Below are 18,661 nucleotides of genomic sequence, written 5' to 3'. Positions count from 1 at the left end.
CCCGCTCCTACATTTCGTTTTGCGCTATACCCGATACCTCCAATTCATGCGATCTTCTCGGCATGTACCTTGGAGTCGTCTGGATGCCCTCATTTATCGCTGATCACCCGATGCTGTGCGCCCTGGCGCTGATCTTTATCGACATCGCCGTGTGGCGCCTTATTTCCGTCAACCTCGCCAACTGGAAGCTGGCGGCGCGGTTGGCGATCTTTGCCGTGTACAGCGCCGTGCTGTTCAACGACGGCATGAACCCCATGCAAGTGGCCCCCTATGCGGACAACACCGCCTTGCACCTGGCGGCCACGGCCCTGCAGATCGGCTGGTGGCTGTTTGCGGCGCGCACGCTGACGGTGTTGCTCGGTGCGGTGATGATGCAGAGGGTGGGCCACACCGGGCGCCTGTTGCAGGACCTGGTGGGCGCCGTGATTTTCCTGATCGCGATCATCGCGGCCATGGCCTATGTGCTCGAGCTGCCGGTCAAAGGCGTGCTTGCCACCTCCGGCGCGGTGGCGATCATTGTCGGCCTGGCGTTGCAAAGCACGCTGAGCGATGTGTTTTCCGGGATCGTGCTCAACACCACCAAGCCGTATCAGATCGATGACTGGATCTCCATCGACGGCACTGAAGGCCGGGTGACCGACATCGACTGGCGCGCCACGCGCCTGCAAACCTCCCAGGGCAGCCTGGCGGTGATCCCCAACTCCCTGGCGGCCAAGGCCAAGATCATCAACTTCTCGCGCCCGGCGGACATGTTCGGCCTGGCGGTCAGCCTGCAGGTCAGCCCCCACGCGCGCCCGCAAACCGTGATCGAGGCGCTGGAGCGGGCGATGCAGGGGTGTCGGCCACTGCTGGGCAAGCCGGCGCCGAGCGTGGCGTTCAAGACCTCGGCCAGTGGCGGCGTCGAGTATGAAATCAGCGGTTTCGTGCCGGCCATGGCCCTCAAGCGCGAAGTGCGCAACCAGCTTTACGACTTGGCCTTCCGTCACCTGCAAGCGGCAGGCGTCGGCTTACTGTCGGCCACGGAGAGCAGCGCGCCCCCGGCGATGTCCGCCGCACGTGCGTTGCTGGAGCGCTCGTCGATTTTCTCCACCCTGCGCCAGGAAGAGAAAGACACCTTCAGCCAGAACATGACCCTGCACACCTACCGCGCCGGCGAGATGATCTTGCCCGCAGGGGAGGTCAGCGACCATTTGTTTATCGTCGAATCCGGCGTGATCTCGGTGATGCTGACCAAGGGCGGGCACAAGTTCGAAGCCGGGCGCATGGGGCCTGGGGAGGTGATCGGCGAGGCGGGGATCCTGTCGGATCAGGCGGCGCTGGCGGATTTCTCGGCCAAGACCTTTTGCACCCTGTACCGTATCGAGAAGGAATACTTGAAGCCGTGCCTGGATGCGCGGCACGACATCAGCGAAGCCATGAAAACCCTGCTGGATTTCCGCCTGCACGCCGCGCAGGCCTTGACCCAGGAGGTGCCAGTGGTGCCGGTGAAGAAAGGCTTTCTGCAGTGGCTACGCCAGCGCGGCCTCTGAAGGTAAATACCGACTAACCTGCGTTTTTCGCACGTTACCCCACGCAATAAATCGTTTGTCCAACGGCTGGCCGATGACAAGACTGCATGTCATTCGGATAACAACAACGTTGGGCAAACCACATGCAACTCGAGCGCAATTTTTTCAACGGTCACTTTGTCGAACCTGCCAGTGATGCACTGATCGCCGTCTACAACCCGGCCACCGAAGCCCTGGTCGGCCACGTCAGTGCTGCCACCGCCGATGAGGCGATTGCTGCCGTCGACGCCGCCGCGATCGCCCAGAAAGCCTGGGGCAAACTCACCAGTATCGAACGCGCCGAACACCTGCGCGCCTTTGCCGATGCCCTGGACAGCTGCGCTGAAGCGATCGGCACGGCGCTGGCCAGCGAGTCCGGCAAGAGCGTCAGCGACGCCAGCAACGAAGCGCGCTACGCGGCGCAGATCACTCGTTACCACGCGGAATGGGCTCGCCGGATCGAAGGTGAGATCATCCCCAGCGATACCCCGGATGAAAACCTGTTCCTGCAACGCGAGCCGATCGGCGTCGTGGCTTGCCTGATCCCGTTCAACTACCCGGTCTACACCCTGCTGCGCAAGATCGCCCCGGCGCTGATCGCGGGCAATACCGTGGTGGTGCGGCCGAGCAACAACACACCGCTGTCGGCGTTTGAAATCGCCAAGGCCGTGGTCAAGGCCGGGATTCCGGCGGGCGTCATCAATATCCTGACCATGGACCACGCCACTGCCGCCAGCGTCTGCACCCACAAGGCCGTTGGCCTGATTACCCTCACCGGTAGCGTGAATGCCGGGCGCATGGTGCTGGATTACTGCAAGACCAACATCGCCAAGCCCTCTCTTGAACTGGGCGGCAAGACCCCGGCGATCATCGAGGCTGACGCCAACCTGGAACACGCGGCCAGCGCCATCGTCGCGTCCAAGACCACCCATTGCGGCCAGCTGTGTACGGCGGTGGAGCGCGTGTATGTGCACGAAAGCGTCTACGCGCCGTTCCTCGCCTTGCTGAAAAGCAAAATCGGCGCAGTGAAGTTCGGCGACCGGGCAATCGATGCCAACCTGATGGGCCCCCTGGTCAACGCCAGCGCGCAAAAGAGTATTCACGCCATGGTCGAGCGCGCCGTCGCCGCCGGTGCTGTACTGGAAGTGGGCGGCGTATTGCCAGAAGGCCCCGGCCATTTCTACCCGCCAACCCTGCTCAGCGGCTGCCGCCAGGACATGGAAATCATCAGGGAAGAAATCTTCGGCCCGGTGCTGCCGGTGCTCAAGTACCGCGACATCGATGAAGCACTGGCCATGGCCAACGACCACCAGTTCGGTCTGTCGTCGGTGCTCTACACCGAGAACTACCGAACGGCGATGAAAGTGGCAAATGCCATCGAAGCCGGCGAGTTGTACGTCAATCGCACACCGGCGGACCCGTACCAGGGCTTCCACGCCGGCTGGAAACGCTCAGGGCTGGGCGGCGATGACGGTAAGCACGGGATGCTTGAGTTCACCCAGACCCGCTTGGTGGTCATGAAGTATTAGAAAAGCAGCTACTAGTTTGAAGCTGCAAGCTACAAGTTTCGAGCGCGCAAGGTCTGCTTGCCGCTTGTAGCTTGTCACTTGCCGCTGCCTCTATAACAACAATTATCGGGGCACCCGTGCATCGGGTGCCTGAGGTCCGAATGATGTCCAAGCCTGCATCCGTTGCCCAGGTTTCCGTTGCCGTGCCCGCGGCTAACGACACCGCCAGTCGCTACTTCCAATTGATGTTGCTGGTACTGGCCGCAGGGGCGATCTACCCGATCCTTTACCTGCGCCAGGTCTATCAGACCACCATGCTCGAAGTGTTCCAGATCAACCACAGTGAGTTGGGCTATCTGTATTCCATGCTCGGCACGATATTCCTGCTCAGTTATTTGCCCAGCGGATGGCTGGCCGACCGTTTGCCGCCGCGCTTCCTGATCTTCTTCTCGCTGGTTGCCACTGGCGCGTTAGGCCTGTGGTATTCCACCGTGCCTTCGATGACCGGCCTGATGATCATCTTCGGCTGCTGGGGGCTCACCACCGGCCTGACATTCTGGGCCTCGGTGCTCAAGCGTGTGAAAATGATTGCCCATCAGAGCGAGCAAGGTCGGTTCTTCGGCATCCTCGATGGTGGTCGCGGGCTGGTCGAGGCGCTGTTGGCCACCGTCGCCCTGGGCCTGTTCGCCTATGCCACCGAGACCCGTAGCCAAACGGCGGCCGAGGGCTTCAAGCAGGTGGTCTACCTGTATTCCTTTGTGTGCATCGCCATCGGCTGCGTGCTGGTGCTGCTCAAGGACCCCAAGTCCATGGCCGAGACCGCAGCGGTGGAGAAGGGCACGTTCAACCTGATCGCCGACCTGACCACCCTGGTGAAAATTCCCGAGCTGTGGCTGGTGACCGCCATCGTGTTCTGCGGTTACCACATGTTCTGGGCCACCTACAGTTTCTCCGACTACCTGCAAGGCAGCGGCATGACTGCGGTGATGGCCGGTACCATCACCACCATCAAGCTGTGGATGCGCCCCATCGGTGGCATCGGCGGCGGCTGGCTGGGGGACAAGTTCTCCAACATCTCTGTATTGATCGTCGCGTTGGCGCTGGTGACCCTGGCAATGGTCGGGCTGATCCTGTTCCCAGCCTTCAACAGCCTGGGCCTGCTGATCGGCACGGTGATTTTTATCGGCCTGATGACGTATGCGATCCGTGGCCTCTACTGGGCGATCCTCGACAGCTGCGACATCCCGCTGCGTATCACCGGCCTGGCCATCGGCATCGTCTCGGTGGTGGGTTATCTGCCGGACACCTTTATCCCGTTGATCAACGGCTACCTGACCGACACCTACCCAGGCAAGGCGGGTTACAACCTGTACTTCGGCTACATCGCCTTTGTCGGTGTGCTCGGCACCCTTGCGGCCTTGACCCTGCGCGCCCGAATCAACCGTAAAAAATTCAACCAGACAGGTGCCTGAGATGAAAGTCGTCGCCCTTGAAACCCATATCGTTGCCGTCCCACCGCCGCACATCGGTGGCATGTACTGGCTGTTCGTCAAACTCAAGACCGATTGCGGCATTGAAGGCGTTGGCGAGATCTATGCCGCGACCTTCGGCCCCAAGGCCATGCTGCCGATCATCGAAGACGTGTTCGAGCGCTACCTGCTCAATCACGACCCGCACCATATCGAGCGCTTCTTCCGCCAGGCCTATTCCAGCGGTTTCACCCAGCGCCCGGACCTGACCATGATGGGTGTGGTCAGTGGTCTGGAAATGGCCTGCTGGGACATCATCGGCAAGGCCGCGAACAAACCGGTCTACGAGTTGCTCGGCGGCAAGGTCAACGAGCGACTGCGTTCCTACACCTACCTGTACCCGGTCAACAGCCAGGGCGAGTACGACTACGACGACCCGGACCTGGCCGCCGAGTGTGCTATCGAGAACATGAACAAAGGCTTCACCGCCGTGAAGTTCGACCCGGCCGGCCCGTACACCGCGTACTCCGGCCACCAGATCTCCCTTGAGGTGCTGGAACGCTGCGAAACCTTCTGCCGCAAGATCCGCGAAGCGGTGGGCGACAAGTGCGATCTGCTGTTCGGCACGCACGGGCAGATGGTGCCGTCGTCGGCGATCCGCCTGGCCAGGCGCCTGGAAAAATACGACCCGCTGTGGTTCGAGGAACCCGTACCACCCGGCCAGGAAGACGCTATGGCCCAGGTCGCGGCCAAGACCAGCATCCCGATTGCCACCGGCGAGCGCCTGACCACCAAGTATGAGTTCTTCAAGCTGCTGCAGGCCGGCGGGGCGTCGATCCTGCAGATGAACGTAGCGCGCTGCGGCGGGCTATTGGAGGCGAAGAAAATCGCGAGCATGGCCGAGGCCTACTACGCGCAGATCGCGCCGCACCTGTACAACGGGCCGATTGGCGCGGCGGCGAGCTTCCAGCTGGCCACCTGTACACCGAACTTCCTGATCCAGGAAAGCATCATGACCTGGGGCGGTTTCCATGCCGAAGTACTGACCAAACCGCTGCAATGGGAGGACGGCTACATCATCCCGTCCACCGAACCCGGCCTGGGCGTGGAACTGAACATGGACGTGGTGCGCAAGCACACGCCCTACACCGGTTCACGCCTGCACCTGCAAATGGCGCCGACCCCGGCTGACGTAAAAGACACTTCGCCCGCCAAGGGCTAATAAAACGACTGATGCGGTAACCGTGAATGACATATGACTACATCATCGCCGGCGCTGGCGCCGCAGGCTGCATTCTTGCCAACCGGCTGTCCGCCTCGGGCGAACACTCCGTGTTGCTGCTGGAGGCCGGCGGCAAGGACAGTTCCTGGTGGTTCAAGATTCCGGTCGGTTTCGCCAAGATGTATTACAACCCGACCTTCAACTGGATGTACTACAGCCAGCCGCAAAAGCAACTGGCCGGGCGTGAAATCTACGCGCCGCGTGGCAAGGTGCAGGGCGGCTCGGGCTCGATCAACGCGATGATCTACGTGCGCGGCCAGGCCCATGACTTCGATGACTGGGCTGCCAACGGCAACGAAGGCTGGAGTTTCAAGGACGTGCTGCCGTACTTCCGCAAGCTGGAAAACCACCCGCTGGGCGACACCGAGTACCACGGCGGCAGCGGCCCCATCAGCATCACGCCGATGAAGGGCCAGACCCACCCGATCTGCGACGTGTTCCTCGAGGGCTGCGAACAGCTGGGCTATGCCCACAGCGACGACTTCAACGGTCCCAATTTTGAAGGTGCGGGGCTGTATGACGTCAATACCCGCAATGGCGAGCGCTGCTCCAGCAGCTTTGCGTACCTGCACCCGGCGCTCGGTCGTTCCAACTTGACCGTTGAACTGCATGCGCTGGTGGATCGCGTGTTGTTCGACGAGAAGCAGCGCGCCACCGGGATTGCGGTCACCCAACACGGTGGTTCCCGTATCTTTACGGCACGCAAGGAAGTGATCCTGTGTGCCGGTGCGGTCGACACGCCGAAGATCCTGCAACTGTCCGGCGTGGCTGACCAGCAGCTGCTGGCCGATCACAACATCCCGCTGGTCAAGCACCTGCCGGCTGTGGGTGAAAACTTGCAGGACCACCTGTGCGCCAGCTACTACTACAAGGCCAATATTCCGACGCTGAACGACGAACTCAGCTCGCTGTTCGGTCAACTCAAACTCGGTTTGAAATACCTGCTGACCCGCAAGGGCGCGCTGGCGATGAGCGTCAACCAGGCGGGGGGGTTCTTTCGCGGTAACGACGAACAGAAAGACCCGAACCTGCAGCTGTACTTCAACCCGCTGTCCTACCAGATCCCGAAAAACAACAAGGCCAGCCTCAAGCCCGAGCCGTATTCCGGCTTCCTGCTGTGCTTCAACCCGTGCCGGCCGACCAGCCGCGGCACCATCCGCATCGCCTCGAAGAACCCACGGGACGCGGCCTTGATCGACCCCAATTACCTGAGCACCCAGAAGGACATCGACGAGGTGATCCAGGGTAGCCGGTTGATGCGCAAGATCATGCAGGCGCCGGCGCTCAAGGGCATCACCGTGGCCGAGGTGCTACCGGGCGCGACGGTGCAGACCGACGAGCAGATGCTGCAATACTTCCGCGAAAACAGCGGCTCGATCTACCACCTGTGTGGCTCCTGCGCCATGGGCTCGGACCCGCAGGTATCGGTGGTGGACAAACGCTTGAAGGTGCACGGGCTGGAAGGGCTGCGCATTGTCGATGCGTCGATCTTCCCCAACGTGACGTCGGGCAATACCCATGCGGCGGTGTTGATGGTGGCGGAGAAGGGCGCCGAGCTGATCTTAGAGGATGCCCACTGACCCTGTGGTGAGCGAGCTTGCTCGCGCAGGGCTGCGAAACGGCCCCACCATGAGTGACAGTGCTATGGGGGACAGCGCTGAAATTGACGCCCTGTCCAGGACTGGATATGTTGTCTTGCATGAAAAACACCTCTCCCGATGATACTCACCTGATCAGCCAGCTCGAACAGATTGCCGAAGGCTTGAGCAAGACCTTCAGCCCATTCTGCGAAGTGGTGCTGCACGACTTGCGCGACCCGCAGCACTCGATCCTGGCGATACACAACAACCTCTCCGGGCGCACGCCGGGAGACCCGACCACCGAACTGGGTCTGGCGCGGATTGCCGACCCGGACTACCCGCAAGTCATCGCCAACTACCAGAACCAGTTCAGCGACGGTCGCCAGGTCAAGAGCACATCGATCGGCATCAAGGGCGTCGGCGGCGAGTACGTCGCGGCCTTGTGCATGAACGTCGATCTTTCGTTGTTCCGGGGCTTGCAGGGCATGCTTGAGCAGTTCGGTTCGGTCAGCGGCGACAAGCTCATCGAGTCCCTGGACCCTTCCGGGGCCGATATCATCCGTGCCCGCATCGACCAGTTCGCCGCGCGCTTGGCTACCACCCCGCGTGCACTGAAGACGGCGGACCGACGTGTGTTGCTGCTGGAACTCAAAGACTCGGGCTGCCTGGACATTCGCCGGTCCATGGAAACCGTGGCCTCGCACCTGGGCGTGTCGCGCGCGGCGGTCTACACCTACGCCAAGTAGCATGCCTGGATGATAGTCATGAGGTCTCACCGAGCAGGGCGGTGTACTTCTGAATATCGACGTTGCCACCGGTGACGATAATGCCCACGCGCTGGCTCTTGAACCGGTCGCCCTCGTTGAGCAATGCCGCCAGCCCCAGGCAACCGGTAGGCTCGACCACCAGTTTCATGCGTTGCATGAAGAACTTCATCGCCTCGACCAACTGGGCATCTGACACGGTGAGGATGTCATTCACCTTGTCGCGAATGATGGGGAAGGTGTAATCGCCCAGGTGTTGGGTCTGAGCGCCATCGGCGATGGTTGTTGGCGTGTCGATATGCACAATGCTGCCGCTGCGCAACGAGCGTTGGCCGTCATTGCCGGCTTCAGGCTCGACGCCATACAGCAGGCAGTCAGGCGCCAGGGCGCGGGTGCTCAGCGCGGTCCCCGAGAGCATGCCACCGCCGCCGAGGCCAACGAACAACGCATCCAGCGGGCCGATGGCCTCCAGCAATTCCTTGGCGGCCGTGCCTTGCCCGGCGAGGATGTGCGGGTGGTCGTAGGGTGGGATCAGGGTCAGGCCGTGCTCACTCGCCAGGGTACGGCCGATCTGCTCGCGGTCCTCGGTGAAGCGGTCATACAGCACCACGCTGGCGCCATATTCGCGGGTGGCCGCGACCTTGGCGGCCGGCGCATCGGTGGGCATCACGATGGTCGCCGGTATGCCGAGCAACTGCGCCGCCAGGGCAATCCCCTGGGCGTGGTTACCGGAGGAAAACGCCACCACGCCGGCCTTACGCTGCTGATCATCGAAGCGCGACAACGCGTTGAAGGCTCCGCGAAACTTGAACGAACCGGCGCGTTGCAGGTTTTCACACTTGATAAAGACCTGGGCGCCGGTCAGCGCGTCGAGGGTGCGTGAGGTGAATACCGGCGTTTGGTGGGCAATACCTTCCAGCTGCTGGGCGGCGGCGATAACGTCTTGGTAAGTCGGCAAATGCATGGGGGGTGAACCTCATTGGCTTGTCTAGATAAAATATCCATAATAAGACAAATGGTAAAGGCTCGTTTGCCCATGTTAGCGTTCGGGCTTCTCTGACTGTTAGAGGATTCGACGTTGATCCGACTCACCGATTATATCGCCCCTTTCTCTCAGTCCCGCCTTGCGCCGTGGGCCGACCTGACGCCTTGGGCACTGGTCAGTCAGGCACCTGCCATCGTTCGACAGTTGCTGGCCGAACTGCCGGCCGACGAATACGGTATCGAGGATGAAGTCGCCATCCATCGTACGGCTACTGTCGAGCCTGGAGCATTGCTCAAGGGCCCTCTGATCATCGGTGCCCACTGCTTTATCGCCAACGGCTCGTTGCTGCGTGGCGGTTGCTGGCTGGATGCACACTGCATTATCGGCCCCGGTGCTGAATTGAAGACTTCTTTCATGTTCAGCGCCAGCAAGCTGGCGCACTTCAACTTTGTCGGCGATTCAGTGCTGGGGCAGGGGATCAACCTGGAGGCGGGGAGCATCGTCGCCAACTACCGCAATGAGCGCGATGACAAGGAGGTGCAGGTGCGAGTCGGCAACGTATTGCAGCGCACCGGTTGCGACAAGTTCGGCGCGCTGCTCGGTGATCAGTGCCGAATCGGTGCCAATGCAGTGTTGGCGCCGGGGGCCGTGCTCAAGCCTGACAGCGTGATAGGGCGCGGGCAGGTATTTGACGCAGAGGCTTGCGAATAAACACAACGTTGAAAAGACCATGGTGTGTCGGCACGATATTAAATAGAATTAATCTCATTTGAGACTCACTCGCGCCGCGCAGGTCGCTTGCCATGAATGATGTTGTTGTTCCGACCCTCGCCCCCGAACTGACGCTGTCGAGCCTGTACCGTGACCATCGCAGTTGGCTGGAAAGCTGGCTGCGCCGGCGCCTGGGCAATGCCTGGGATGCGGCCGACCTGAGCCAGGATACGTTCTTGCGGGTGCTGGCCACTGCTCAGCCGATTGCGCAGATTCAGGAGCCGCGCGCCTACCTGGTGACCGTCGGCAAGCGCCTGCTGGTGAATTTCCATCAGCGGCGCAGCCTTGAGCAGGCCTATCTGAATGCCTTGGCGAATCTCCCGCAAACCTGCGTGCCGTCGCCCGAACAGCGCTGGCTGGTACTGGAGACCCTGCAAGCGCTGGATGAGTTGCTCGATGGTTTGCCGGTACTGGTTCGCCGTGCCTTTTTGTGGAGCCAACTGGAAGGGCTGGGTTATCGGGAAATCGCCGAACGCCTGGATGTGTCGGAGCGCACGGTAAAACGTTACATGGCCCAGGCTTACGAACACTGCCTGCTGGTGGACCTGTGAGCCGCGACGTTGCCCGCGCTGCCGCCCAGTGGCTGGCGCTGCTCGAATCCGGCGGGGCGACTGAGCGTGATCACGCCGCCTTGCAACACTGGCGTGACAGCCATCCCCAGCACGAACAGACCTGGCAAAAAGCCCAGACCCTGCGCCAGCGCTTCAGCGACTTGCCCCAGGCGCTGGCGATGGCCAGCCTCGACCGCCCGCAACCTGGGCGCCGCGCGGTGCTCAAGCGTGCTTTGGGTACCGCGGCGCTGGTACCGACCGCCTGGCTGGTCAGCCGTCAATTGCCCCTCGAGGCCTGGCGTGCTGACTTGCATACCGTCACCGGCGAGCGCAAGCGTATAGAGCTGGCCGATGGTGTCAACTTGCAGCTTAATACGGCGACGGCGGTAGACGTGGACCTGGCGCAACGTCGCATCAGCCTGGTGGAGGGCGAGCTGGCGCTGGATGTGCCAGGCACGGCGGCGATGACCGTGCAGACGCGCTACGGCGAGCTGCGGGTCAGCCAGGCTGAAGTGTGTGTACGGCAGCTGGCCGCCGATTGTCTGGTGTCTGTGCTTAAAGGCTCCGTCCAGGTGCGCGACTTGAACGGGCAAATGGCGACTTTGCAAGGTGGGCAGCAAGCGCCGCTCATAGCCAGCGGACTAGGGGCCTGGGTGCCTTTCGATGTGTTGCAACTAGGCTGGCGCGATGGTGTGCTGACCGCGCAGAACCAGGCGCTGGGTGACGTCCTGCGGGAGCTGGAGCGTTATCGACCGGGTGTGTTGCGCTGGGAGCCGAGCCTGGAATCGTTGCGGGTCACCGGCAGTTTCCGCCTGGACGACACCGACCGCATCCTCAGCCTGCTGGCCTCGACCCTGGGGCTGAAGGTGCAGACGCGAACGCGGTATTGGGTGACCTTGCGCAAGGTCGTCTAGATCACGTGGGCACGTTGCAGCTCAGTCAAGGATTGCGCCTTGAGCTTCGCCAGCAATGGGTCACGCCGGTCCCGCGGGTGCGGCAGATTGACCGCCAATTCCTGGCGAATGCTGCTCGGTCGGTTGTCCATCACCAGCACCCGGTCACTCAGGTACAGTGCCTCGTCCACATCATGGGTCACCAGCAACAAGGCGATGGCATGATGTTCGGCCAGCTGCAGCAGCAAATCCTGCAGCTTCATACGAGTAAACGCATCGACTGCGCTGAACGGCTCATCCAGCAGTAACACTTGCGGCCGTGAATACAGCCCCCGCGCAATCGCTACCCGCTGCGCCATGCCGCCGGACAGCGTCTTGGGCAGCGCCTGGGCAAAACCCTTCAGGCCGACTTCCTCGATCAACTGCGCGACCCAGGCCTTGTCGTAGTGGCTGTCATCGCTGAAGCCGATGTTCTGTTCCACCGTGAGCCAGGGCATCAACCGTGGTTCCTGGAACACAAAGGCTACTTCGCCATCGGGGCTGCGCAGTTCGCCCTGGAAGTCCTGTTCCAGGCCGGCGACGATGCGCAGCAAGGTGCTTTTGCCACAGCCACTGGGGCCGAGCAGGCTGACGGCTTCCCGCGGTTGCAGCACCAGGCGCACGTCTTTCAACACGGTGGTGCTGGCGAAGCTTTTACGCGCGATGTGAATATCCAACAGCGGTTCTACGCTCATTGTCCTGCTCCCTGGAACGTGTCGCGCCAGGCCAGGCAGCGCCTCTCCAGCGCCGCGAGCAGGCCATCGCTGACCTTGCCCAGTAACGCCAACACAATAATTGCTGCCAGCACGATATCCGGCCGCGAAGTTTCCCGCCCATCACTGAGCAGGTAACCCAACCCCATGGTGGCCGCGATCAACTCCGCCGCCACCAGAAACATCCACGCCAGGCTGGCGCCAATGGCAAAGCCCAGCAGCACCCGGCCCAGACTGGCGCTGATGTGCTTCCACAAGGCGCCTTCAGCCAGGTCGGTGAGCGTCACGGCAATCTCGCTGGGCGCCGGCATCTGGTAGGACGGCAGCCAACCTACGCGCACCACCACCTCCAGCACCAGCAGGATCAGCACCGGCAACACCAGGCCCTTGAGCCGTCTCGGCCAGGCACTGCGGTTGATCACCACCGGCGCGGCGAGGGGCAATGCGTGGGTTTTGCTGGTCATCACGCGCTCCTTAGTGGCCGAACGAGGTGTCGATCAACTGGTCGATCACTTGGTCCACATTTACCCCTTTGCGCACCAGTTCTTCGGACACCAGGATCGGAGCGGCCGCCTTGGACGCCACCACATCCTTGCTGCTCAGGAATGGCGTACTCAAGTCGGTACGCGAGAGTTGCAGCTTGGCCACTTCCAGCGGCAGGCCGGATTCGTCGGCCAGCAGTTTGGCGAATTCATCCGGGTGTTTGACTGCCCAATCCCGGGCTTTTTCATAGGCGCCGAGCACCTTGGTGATGGTTTGCGGATGCGCCTTGGCGAACTTCTCGGTGACGCTGACCACGCCGTAGCTGTTGAAGTCTTTGTTGCGGTACAGCAGGCGCGACCCAGCCTGGATTTCGCTGGCGGCCATGTGCGGATCAAGGCCGGCCCAGGCGTCCACATCACCTTTTTCCAACGCGGTGCGGCCGTCTGGATGTTGCAGGTGCACCAGTTCCACATCGTCTTTTTTCAGCCCGGCCTTTTGCAGGCTGCGCAGGGTGAACAGGTACGGGTCGGTGCCTTTGGTGGCGGCGATTTTCTTACCCTTGAGGTCGGTGACGTGCTTGAACGGTGAGTCTTTGCGTACCACGAGGGCGGTCCATTCGGCACGGCTGTACACGTACACCGACTTGATCGGGCTGCCATTGGCGCGGCTCAATACTGCCGACAGGCTGGCCGACGAAGCAAAGTCCACGCCGCCACTGTTGAGGTACTCCAGCGAACGGTTACTGCCCTGGCTCAGCACCCAACCGACCTTGGATTGCGGCAGGGCTTGTTCCAACCAGCCGAAGTGCTTGAGCACCAGGCTCACGGGCGAGTAATAGGCATAGTCGAGGTTGACCTCGGCGGGATCGGATTCGGCCGCCTGGGCCAATGGTTGCAGGCACAGGGCGAGGGCGCAGGCGCCGAGTAAGCGTTGGGCGTAGGGTTTCATGGAACAGTTCCGGCAAGGCGTTGAGAGAAGGCTTTTCTTATATTCAGAAAAATTAAATTTCATGCTCCATCATGTCTTTAAGGAATATGCAGTCTCTGTGCCATCTCTTTAGGACGCGTGTTTACTGGATTTCAGGGAGATTGGGCTGTAGCGGGATTGGGAAAACTGTTGATCAACCGTCGTATGTGCAACAGTTGGTATATACCGATATCGAATAAACAAAGAGTTATATATTTCTTTTAATGTTTTGGTAGGTGGCGCATTTTGAGGGCCTGCGCATTCGTGCGGATTGACCCAACAGCCAAAAGGAAAGCCGACATGACCATTAAAGCGATCAACGTGCGCAACCAGTTCAAAGGAGTGATAAAGGAAATCCTGCTGGGGGAAGTGGTGTCGGAAATCGACGTGCAGACCGCGTCCGGCATCGTTACGTCGGTGATCACCACCCGCTCGGTGCGTGACCTGGAATTGAAAGTGGGCAGTGAGGTGATTGCCTTTGTGAAATCGACTGAAGTGTCCATCGCCAAATTGTGAACCCAATCCAAATGTGCAAGCGGTCTTGGGCGGCGTGCGGGAATAAAATAAAAGATGAATGCCTGGAACTAAGTGAGAGGGTGTTGCAAGGGTGACTATTCAGATAAGTCCGATACTTGCACTCTCTGCAGGTTTGTACGGTTAACGATCTTGGAGAGCTACAGTTGCAGGGATAGTCGACAACGACATTTGTCTTAGGAAAGAATATGCAATTACTGTCTTCTGCTGCGGGCTCACCCAACTCGGCCTATCTCCCTGCCAATGACTATCCAGGCGACATTCGGCAGAGTCGTACCCGGCGGGAGGCTTCATATAATTGAGCGCCAACTGCTACTCCGCCCTCTGCCGTTGTCAAGGATAACGATGTGCCAATGCGCTTTGTGGAAGAGATGAGTAAGGTCAACGTCGGGCCTGATAGTGAAGCGTTCATGAAAGGCTATAAAAATCCCTCTGCCGTCACGCTGCCAGGTTATTTTAAAACCATGAGCGATACAGCGCTCATGCGACTTGCTGTTGATCAACAGTTAAGCCCAGAGCAAATGGGGGCTTTGAAGTTTATGGTGGAAAATCGCCTTAATAAAGATACTTTGCAAAGTGTCAGCACCTTCACGAAGGTGGTGACGGAACCTGGCGTGAAAGTGACCCCTGCGCCTCAAGGTTTTTATCTTAATGTGATCAACCAATTGTGTGACGGGCAATGTGCGGGGATTACACACGTGTTGTCGCTGGCCATTGCGAAGGGTAAACAGGATATTTTTCTGGGCAATATTTTTCAGGCGCTTGCTAATCCCGATGCCCCTGAGTCCCAAGTGTTTTTTAAAAGTTTGGCTCAAGTGCAACGACAAACCGGGGATCCAGATGTAGCCCATGATCCGGCGACCGTGAGGCTTGCACCCTATTCCGAAATTGCGCGACAGCTCACTGATTCGCCTACCACCAAGACACTCTTGATCAGTGCTGAAGGGCACCGCATTTCAGCCGGTGTGATTGTTGATCCCGACAAAGGGCGAACCTACTATTACAATGATCCGAACATAGGGTTTGCTACTTTTTCTTCCAAGGAGTTATTTAAAAAAGGTCTGCAGAGAATATTTACACACCCTGATTTGCGTCACTTGGTTACGCGGGTTAATAATGATAGTGAAAATCCCGCTTTCAAGATGAGTGTATTTAATTCTGATCATCTGCCGATCATTTCGGGCCAGTCAAGTGCGATGAAGTATATGTATGATGCCCCTCTCGCTGGGCTGGATAATATCAAAGTGGTTGATGCTACGCGTGTGCCGACACCAGATAGTTTGCGAGCGCTGGGACCCACACCTTCAGCTGGAGAGTTGGCGGATTTTGACAGCACTTTGAAGGAAGTCGGAAAGTTACACGAAACCAAAGGGATGTCGCAGTTCCACAAGGCGGTAGACGCATTGAAGGCTACCCGGAATTTTATGGCGAGTCACCCAGGTTCCCCGCTACTTTTTCGCATGCTCGCGCTTGAGTCGAAATTGATAGATGTTATTAATGAGGCCCGCCCACCGGCTGACTATCCCTTTGCCTTTGAGCGTATGGAACAACAACGTGCCTATCTGGCTGAGGATAAACTCGGTGCAAAAAGAAAGGAATATGGCAAGCAGTTCCAAGGGAAAGATTTTTATATATATCATCATGCCGGTACCGAAAGCGCCACGTTAAAAAGTGTGCATGAAGCCATCGACAAGGCACTGCTGAAACTTCAACAAAGTGATCCGAAAGCAGCGAGTTCAGTTGGCGAAATTACCAATGTGATTATTGCCAAACCGGGAGATCAACCCGAAACACACCTGTTTTTGGGGAGCCCACCTACCTTGATCATCGGTGATGATTTTATCACCCCGCCTCCTGCCAGCGGTGGTACGGTCGCTGATCGACTGGGGCGTGAGGCTCAAAGCAAGGGTGACGACCCCCTTGCCGCCAAGCAGGCCGCGATGCTTGCCGGCAAGTTCGGGATGCTGGGCTACTACAAGGCCGATTCCACCGGGTTCCTGGAGGTCGCCAGCAACAAGGAACCGTTTCGCGATGGCGGCATAGAGCTCGGTTCACGTGCAACCCGAAGTTCATCGGATTTTATGGAGCAGGCCTACACCGCACGTCTCCATGACGGCAGACTCGACGCTCAGACCAGCGCCGCACTCGGCAGGCTTTTCGCTCCTGCAGCAGACGCCTTGCCGCCCGCCACGACACAGGCACCCGATCGGCAGCCGCCAACGCCTGTGGTGACACCCCCAACCACCGCGGTGGCGCCGATTGATCCGGCCGAATTAAGGCGTCTGCAAGCACTTGATGCTAACAATCCACTTATCCGAATCGGGGAGCTGGAAGTCAGTCGTGCCGAACTTTACCGAATGGGGTTGCATATCGGCGGCAAACCGATTGAAAGCGCACTGGCCACCGATTCGAGTGGTCGTATAACAAGTAAAGTAGAGATCGACTACGACCGTCTTGTGGTGTATCTGAAGTCGACGTCACCTGAAGTCGGCGTGCGTACTACAAGTATTGTCAATGAAATTGCGGCCAAGCGCAGTCCCGCTTCTGGACCTTTGGCCACCCGCGGCGAAGGCCGTCTTGTTCCGGAGCAGTTCCAGAAATACCTGCATGACACATCGAAACACGCTGCTGCTATAAGTGAGTTGCAGAGTAGCGGTAAGCCGTTGCCTGCAGGTTTTTTCGCTCCGGAAGAAACGCCGGGTAGGTCTGGGGGGAAATCCAAAGCCGCTGGTCTCGGCTTCCAGGCGTTCAGCACATTCCAGGGATTGCGCGCGTCTATAGATAGTTTTCAGCGTGGCGATACGACGGCAGGCGCCATCATCGCGGGCGGTGTAGTGTCTGACTATGTCGGCATGGGCGTAGAGGCCGGTCTCAACAAACTGGCGCGGACCGCAATCACCCAAGCATCGCCGACGATATTAGGCTTCCAGTCCTCCACTATCGGAAAAATGATTGGCAAGGTCGCGGGGGGGGCCGGCGCAGCGATCAGTGTTCCTTTTGATATCTACAATGCCGTCGATTCGTTCAAAAAAGCGGCTGGCAGCACCGGTAAAGAAGCGCAGGATCACTACGTCAACGGCGCATTCGCCGTTACCAATGCGGTGACCTCTATAGGTTTGAGCGCTGCATTTCTAGCGGGTTTCAGCGCTGCCGGTCCGGCGGGGCTTGCGGTGGCGGCAATATTGATGAGCGCGCAAGCAATTTACTCGGCGGTGCGCACTGTGGAGGAGATTAATGAATACACGCCGCTGTCCGGTACGAAGAAGTTCGAAGTCGGCCTGAAATCATTCCTGGGGTTTGAGCCGGGCTTTGAAGTCATAAAGCCTTATCTGGAAGCGAAATATGCCAAGGAGTACGACACGCAAAAGCGGGAATACCATCAAAAATTCCTGAACGGACCGGGCAAAGACATTTTTGAACGTGTTGTATTTGGTTCCGCGCAAGTAGTTGCATCACAGGTTCCGGGAAAGGTGGGTCTGACCGGCAAACACTGGTGGGCGCCGATCACCTTTTTGCTGAATCTGATCAAAGTGGATGGGAAAGTCCCTTCAGTCAGCATCAGAGGTGGGAATGATCGTATTAATGCGCCTGCTGATTCCTGGAACGGCATGAAGGTTAAGCCGGTAGACGGTGCGCAGGGATCAGGAAAGGCTACGCTTTGGGATCTGGGCGATGGCGATGACCAAGTGGCAGGAGTCTTCAGCAAACCCAATTATTTTATGACAGGGGGAGGGAAAAAACTGATCAGCGGTGGAGAGGTCGACGATACGGTTATTTTCACCGCCGATGCACGTCAAACGCTGCAGCAGGCAGAGCAGGTCGAGAATACTCAAAACGAGAAACGGTTCAGTAAACATGCTACTGAACTCTGGGGCGGTGAAGGCCGCAATACACTGGTTTTTTCCGGCAGTTTGAACACTTCCTATACCGAAGGCAAAGACACTAAAACCGCCAGCTATTCAGGGCATGTCATTGACTTCAGAACCGGAATGGTTTCAGTAAATACGGCGAAATCGAGCAAGGAAGGTGTTTCTCCGATAGCGTATTTTCATGAGTTTTCAAATGCGGCCACAGTTGAAAATGGCGAAAGTTATATCGTGGGCGATGATCAGAGCAGTCTGTTTACCCTGAACGGCAAGAAAGATGTGGTTCTGACCGGCAAGGGCAGTAACGTTGTCGTGATCAATGGCGGCGCCACTGTAGTCGGTGAGGGCGGTCCCAATACCTACATCGTCAACAAAAGCAACAAAGGTGTGACCATCAAAGACCCGAACGACAGTGTTATCAAGCTGGACTACAGCGCGGCACAGGTGTCGGGATGGAGCGTGTCACCCACGGGGGACCTGACCGTGAACCTGAAGGGTGATGAACCTGGAAGCGAACGTAAACTGGTCATCCAGAATGCTTTTTCCAGCAACTCCACAGGTGATAAGGCACGGCCTGCATTTATCACCAATGACGGTGTAATGTTGGCAATCAGCGCGCCACGCCAGCCTGGTTCGGGCAAACGTGTCGTGCAGGTGAACAGTGTCAAAGTCGAGGTTCCCAAGACTCAGGCCTAAGTGAGTGTGCAAGA

15 protein-coding genes are annotated in these 18,661 nt (G+C 59.0%); 11 read left to right on the top strand and 4 right to left on the bottom strand.

The annotated features are described in order from the left end of the window. Positions 1 to 83 precede the first annotated feature (83 nt). The 6 genes from LVW35_RS15800 (at position 84) to LVW35_RS15775 (ending at position 8,132) form a co-directional block, all read left to right on the top strand. Positions 84 to 1,529: a mechanosensitive ion channel domain-containing protein gene (locus tag LVW35_RS15800; protein WP_233891014.1), complete on the top strand. Its 1,446-nt coding sequence runs from the start codon at positions 84 to 86 to the stop codon at positions 1,527 to 1,529. A 122-nt stretch (positions 1,530 to 1,651) separates the two neighbouring features. Then, positions 1,652 to 3,076: an aldehyde dehydrogenase gene (gene aldA, locus LVW35_RS15795; RefSeq protein ID WP_233891013.1), complete on the top strand. Its 1,425-nt coding sequence runs from the start codon at positions 1,652 to 1,654 to the stop codon at positions 3,074 to 3,076. Between the two features lie 143 nt (positions 3,077 to 3,219). Beyond that, positions 3,220 to 4,527 (top strand): MFS transporter, encoded by a 1,308-nt coding sequence (locus LVW35_RS15790; RefSeq protein WP_233891012.1) that lies wholly within the window; start codon positions 3,220 to 3,222, stop codon positions 4,525 to 4,527. Position 4,528: 1 nt separating this feature from the next. Continuing rightward, positions 4,529 to 5,746, top strand: coding sequence for a mandelate racemase/muconate lactonizing enzyme family protein (locus LVW35_RS15785; RefSeq protein WP_233891011.1), 1,218 nt, complete (start codon positions 4,529 to 4,531; stop codon positions 5,744 to 5,746). A gap of 26 nt (positions 5,747 to 5,772) precedes the next feature. Then, complete coding sequence (locus tag LVW35_RS15780) at positions 5,773 to 7,386, top strand: GMC family oxidoreductase (protein WP_233891010.1); 1,614 nt, start codon at positions 5,773 to 5,775, stop codon at positions 7,384 to 7,386. Between the two features lie 119 nt (positions 7,387 to 7,505). Further along, a complete protein-coding gene (locus LVW35_RS15775; protein WP_233891009.1) occupies positions 7,506 to 8,132 on the top strand; it encodes a helix-turn-helix transcriptional regulator in 627 nt (208 codons plus the stop codon). A 16-nt stretch (positions 8,133 to 8,148) separates the two neighbouring features. Here LVW35_RS15775 and LVW35_RS15770 read toward each other — a convergent pair whose 3' ends face one another. Beyond that, positions 8,149 to 9,114 (bottom strand): threo-3-hydroxy-L-aspartate ammonia-lyase, encoded by a 966-nt coding sequence (locus tag LVW35_RS15770; RefSeq protein ID WP_233891008.1) that lies wholly within the window; start codon positions 9,112 to 9,114, stop codon positions 8,149 to 8,151. A gap of 114 nt (positions 9,115 to 9,228) precedes the next feature. Here LVW35_RS15770 and LVW35_RS15765 point away from each other — a divergent pair, with 114 nt between their 5' ends. From LVW35_RS15765 to LVW35_RS15755, 3 genes are all read left to right on the top strand, one after another. Then, positions 9,229 to 9,846, top strand: a complete 618-nt coding sequence (locus LVW35_RS15765) for an LpxA family transferase (protein ID WP_233891007.1) — start codon at positions 9,229 to 9,231, stop codon at positions 9,844 to 9,846. A 92-nt stretch (positions 9,847 to 9,938) separates the two neighbouring features. Further along, the gene (locus LVW35_RS15760; RefSeq protein ID WP_233891006.1) at positions 9,939 to 10,457 is read left to right on the top strand and encodes a sigma-70 family RNA polymerase sigma factor; all 519 of its coding nucleotides are present in this window, start codon (positions 9,939 to 9,941) and stop codon (positions 10,455 to 10,457) included. Further along, on the top strand, positions 10,454 to 11,371 hold the full coding sequence (locus LVW35_RS15755; protein WP_233891005.1) for a FecR domain-containing protein: 918 nt from the start codon (positions 10,454 to 10,456) through the stop codon (positions 11,369 to 11,371). Before LVW35_RS15760 ends, LVW35_RS15755 begins: the two co-directional genes overlap by 4 nt. Here LVW35_RS15755 and LVW35_RS15750 read toward each other — a convergent pair. From LVW35_RS15750 to LVW35_RS15740, 3 genes are read right to left on the bottom strand one after another with little or no spacing between them, the layout of a single operon-like run. After that, positions 11,368 to 12,084, bottom strand: coding sequence for an ABC transporter ATP-binding protein (locus LVW35_RS15750; protein WP_233891004.1), 717 nt, complete (start codon positions 12,082 to 12,084; stop codon positions 11,368 to 11,370). The genes LVW35_RS15755 and LVW35_RS15750 overlap by 4 nt on opposite strands. Beyond that, positions 12,081 to 12,566: an ABC transporter permease gene (locus LVW35_RS15745; protein WP_233891003.1), complete on the bottom strand. Its 486-nt coding sequence runs from the start codon at positions 12,564 to 12,566 to the stop codon at positions 12,081 to 12,083. Before LVW35_RS15745 ends, LVW35_RS15750 begins: the two co-directional genes overlap by 4 nt. 10 nt (positions 12,567 to 12,576) lie before the next feature. Then, positions 12,577 to 13,533 (bottom strand): aliphatic sulfonate ABC transporter substrate-binding protein, encoded by a 957-nt coding sequence (locus LVW35_RS15740; protein ID WP_233891002.1) that lies wholly within the window; start codon positions 13,531 to 13,533, stop codon positions 12,577 to 12,579. Positions 13,534 to 13,851: 318 nt separating this feature from the next. On the opposite strand from LVW35_RS15740, the gene LVW35_RS15735 reads away from it, so the two are divergent. After that, entirely contained in the window at positions 13,852 to 14,067 is a 216-nt protein-coding gene (locus LVW35_RS15735) for a TOBE domain-containing protein (RefSeq protein WP_003173733.1), read from the top strand. Between the two features lie 371 nt (positions 14,068 to 14,438). Further along, positions 14,439 to 18,647, top strand: a complete 4,209-nt coding sequence (locus LVW35_RS15730; protein ID WP_233891001.1) for a hypothetical protein — start codon at positions 14,439 to 14,441, stop codon at positions 18,645 to 18,647. Positions 18,648 to 18,661: the final 14 nt, after the last annotated feature.

This window comes from Pseudomonas sp. HN11 (assembly GCF_021390155.1).
Classification (GTDB): domain Bacteria; phylum Pseudomonadota; class Gammaproteobacteria; order Pseudomonadales; family Pseudomonadaceae; genus Aquipseudomonas.
The sequence above is the reverse complement of the archived record's forward strand: the minus strand, read 5'-3'. Positions and strand labels throughout refer to the sequence as shown.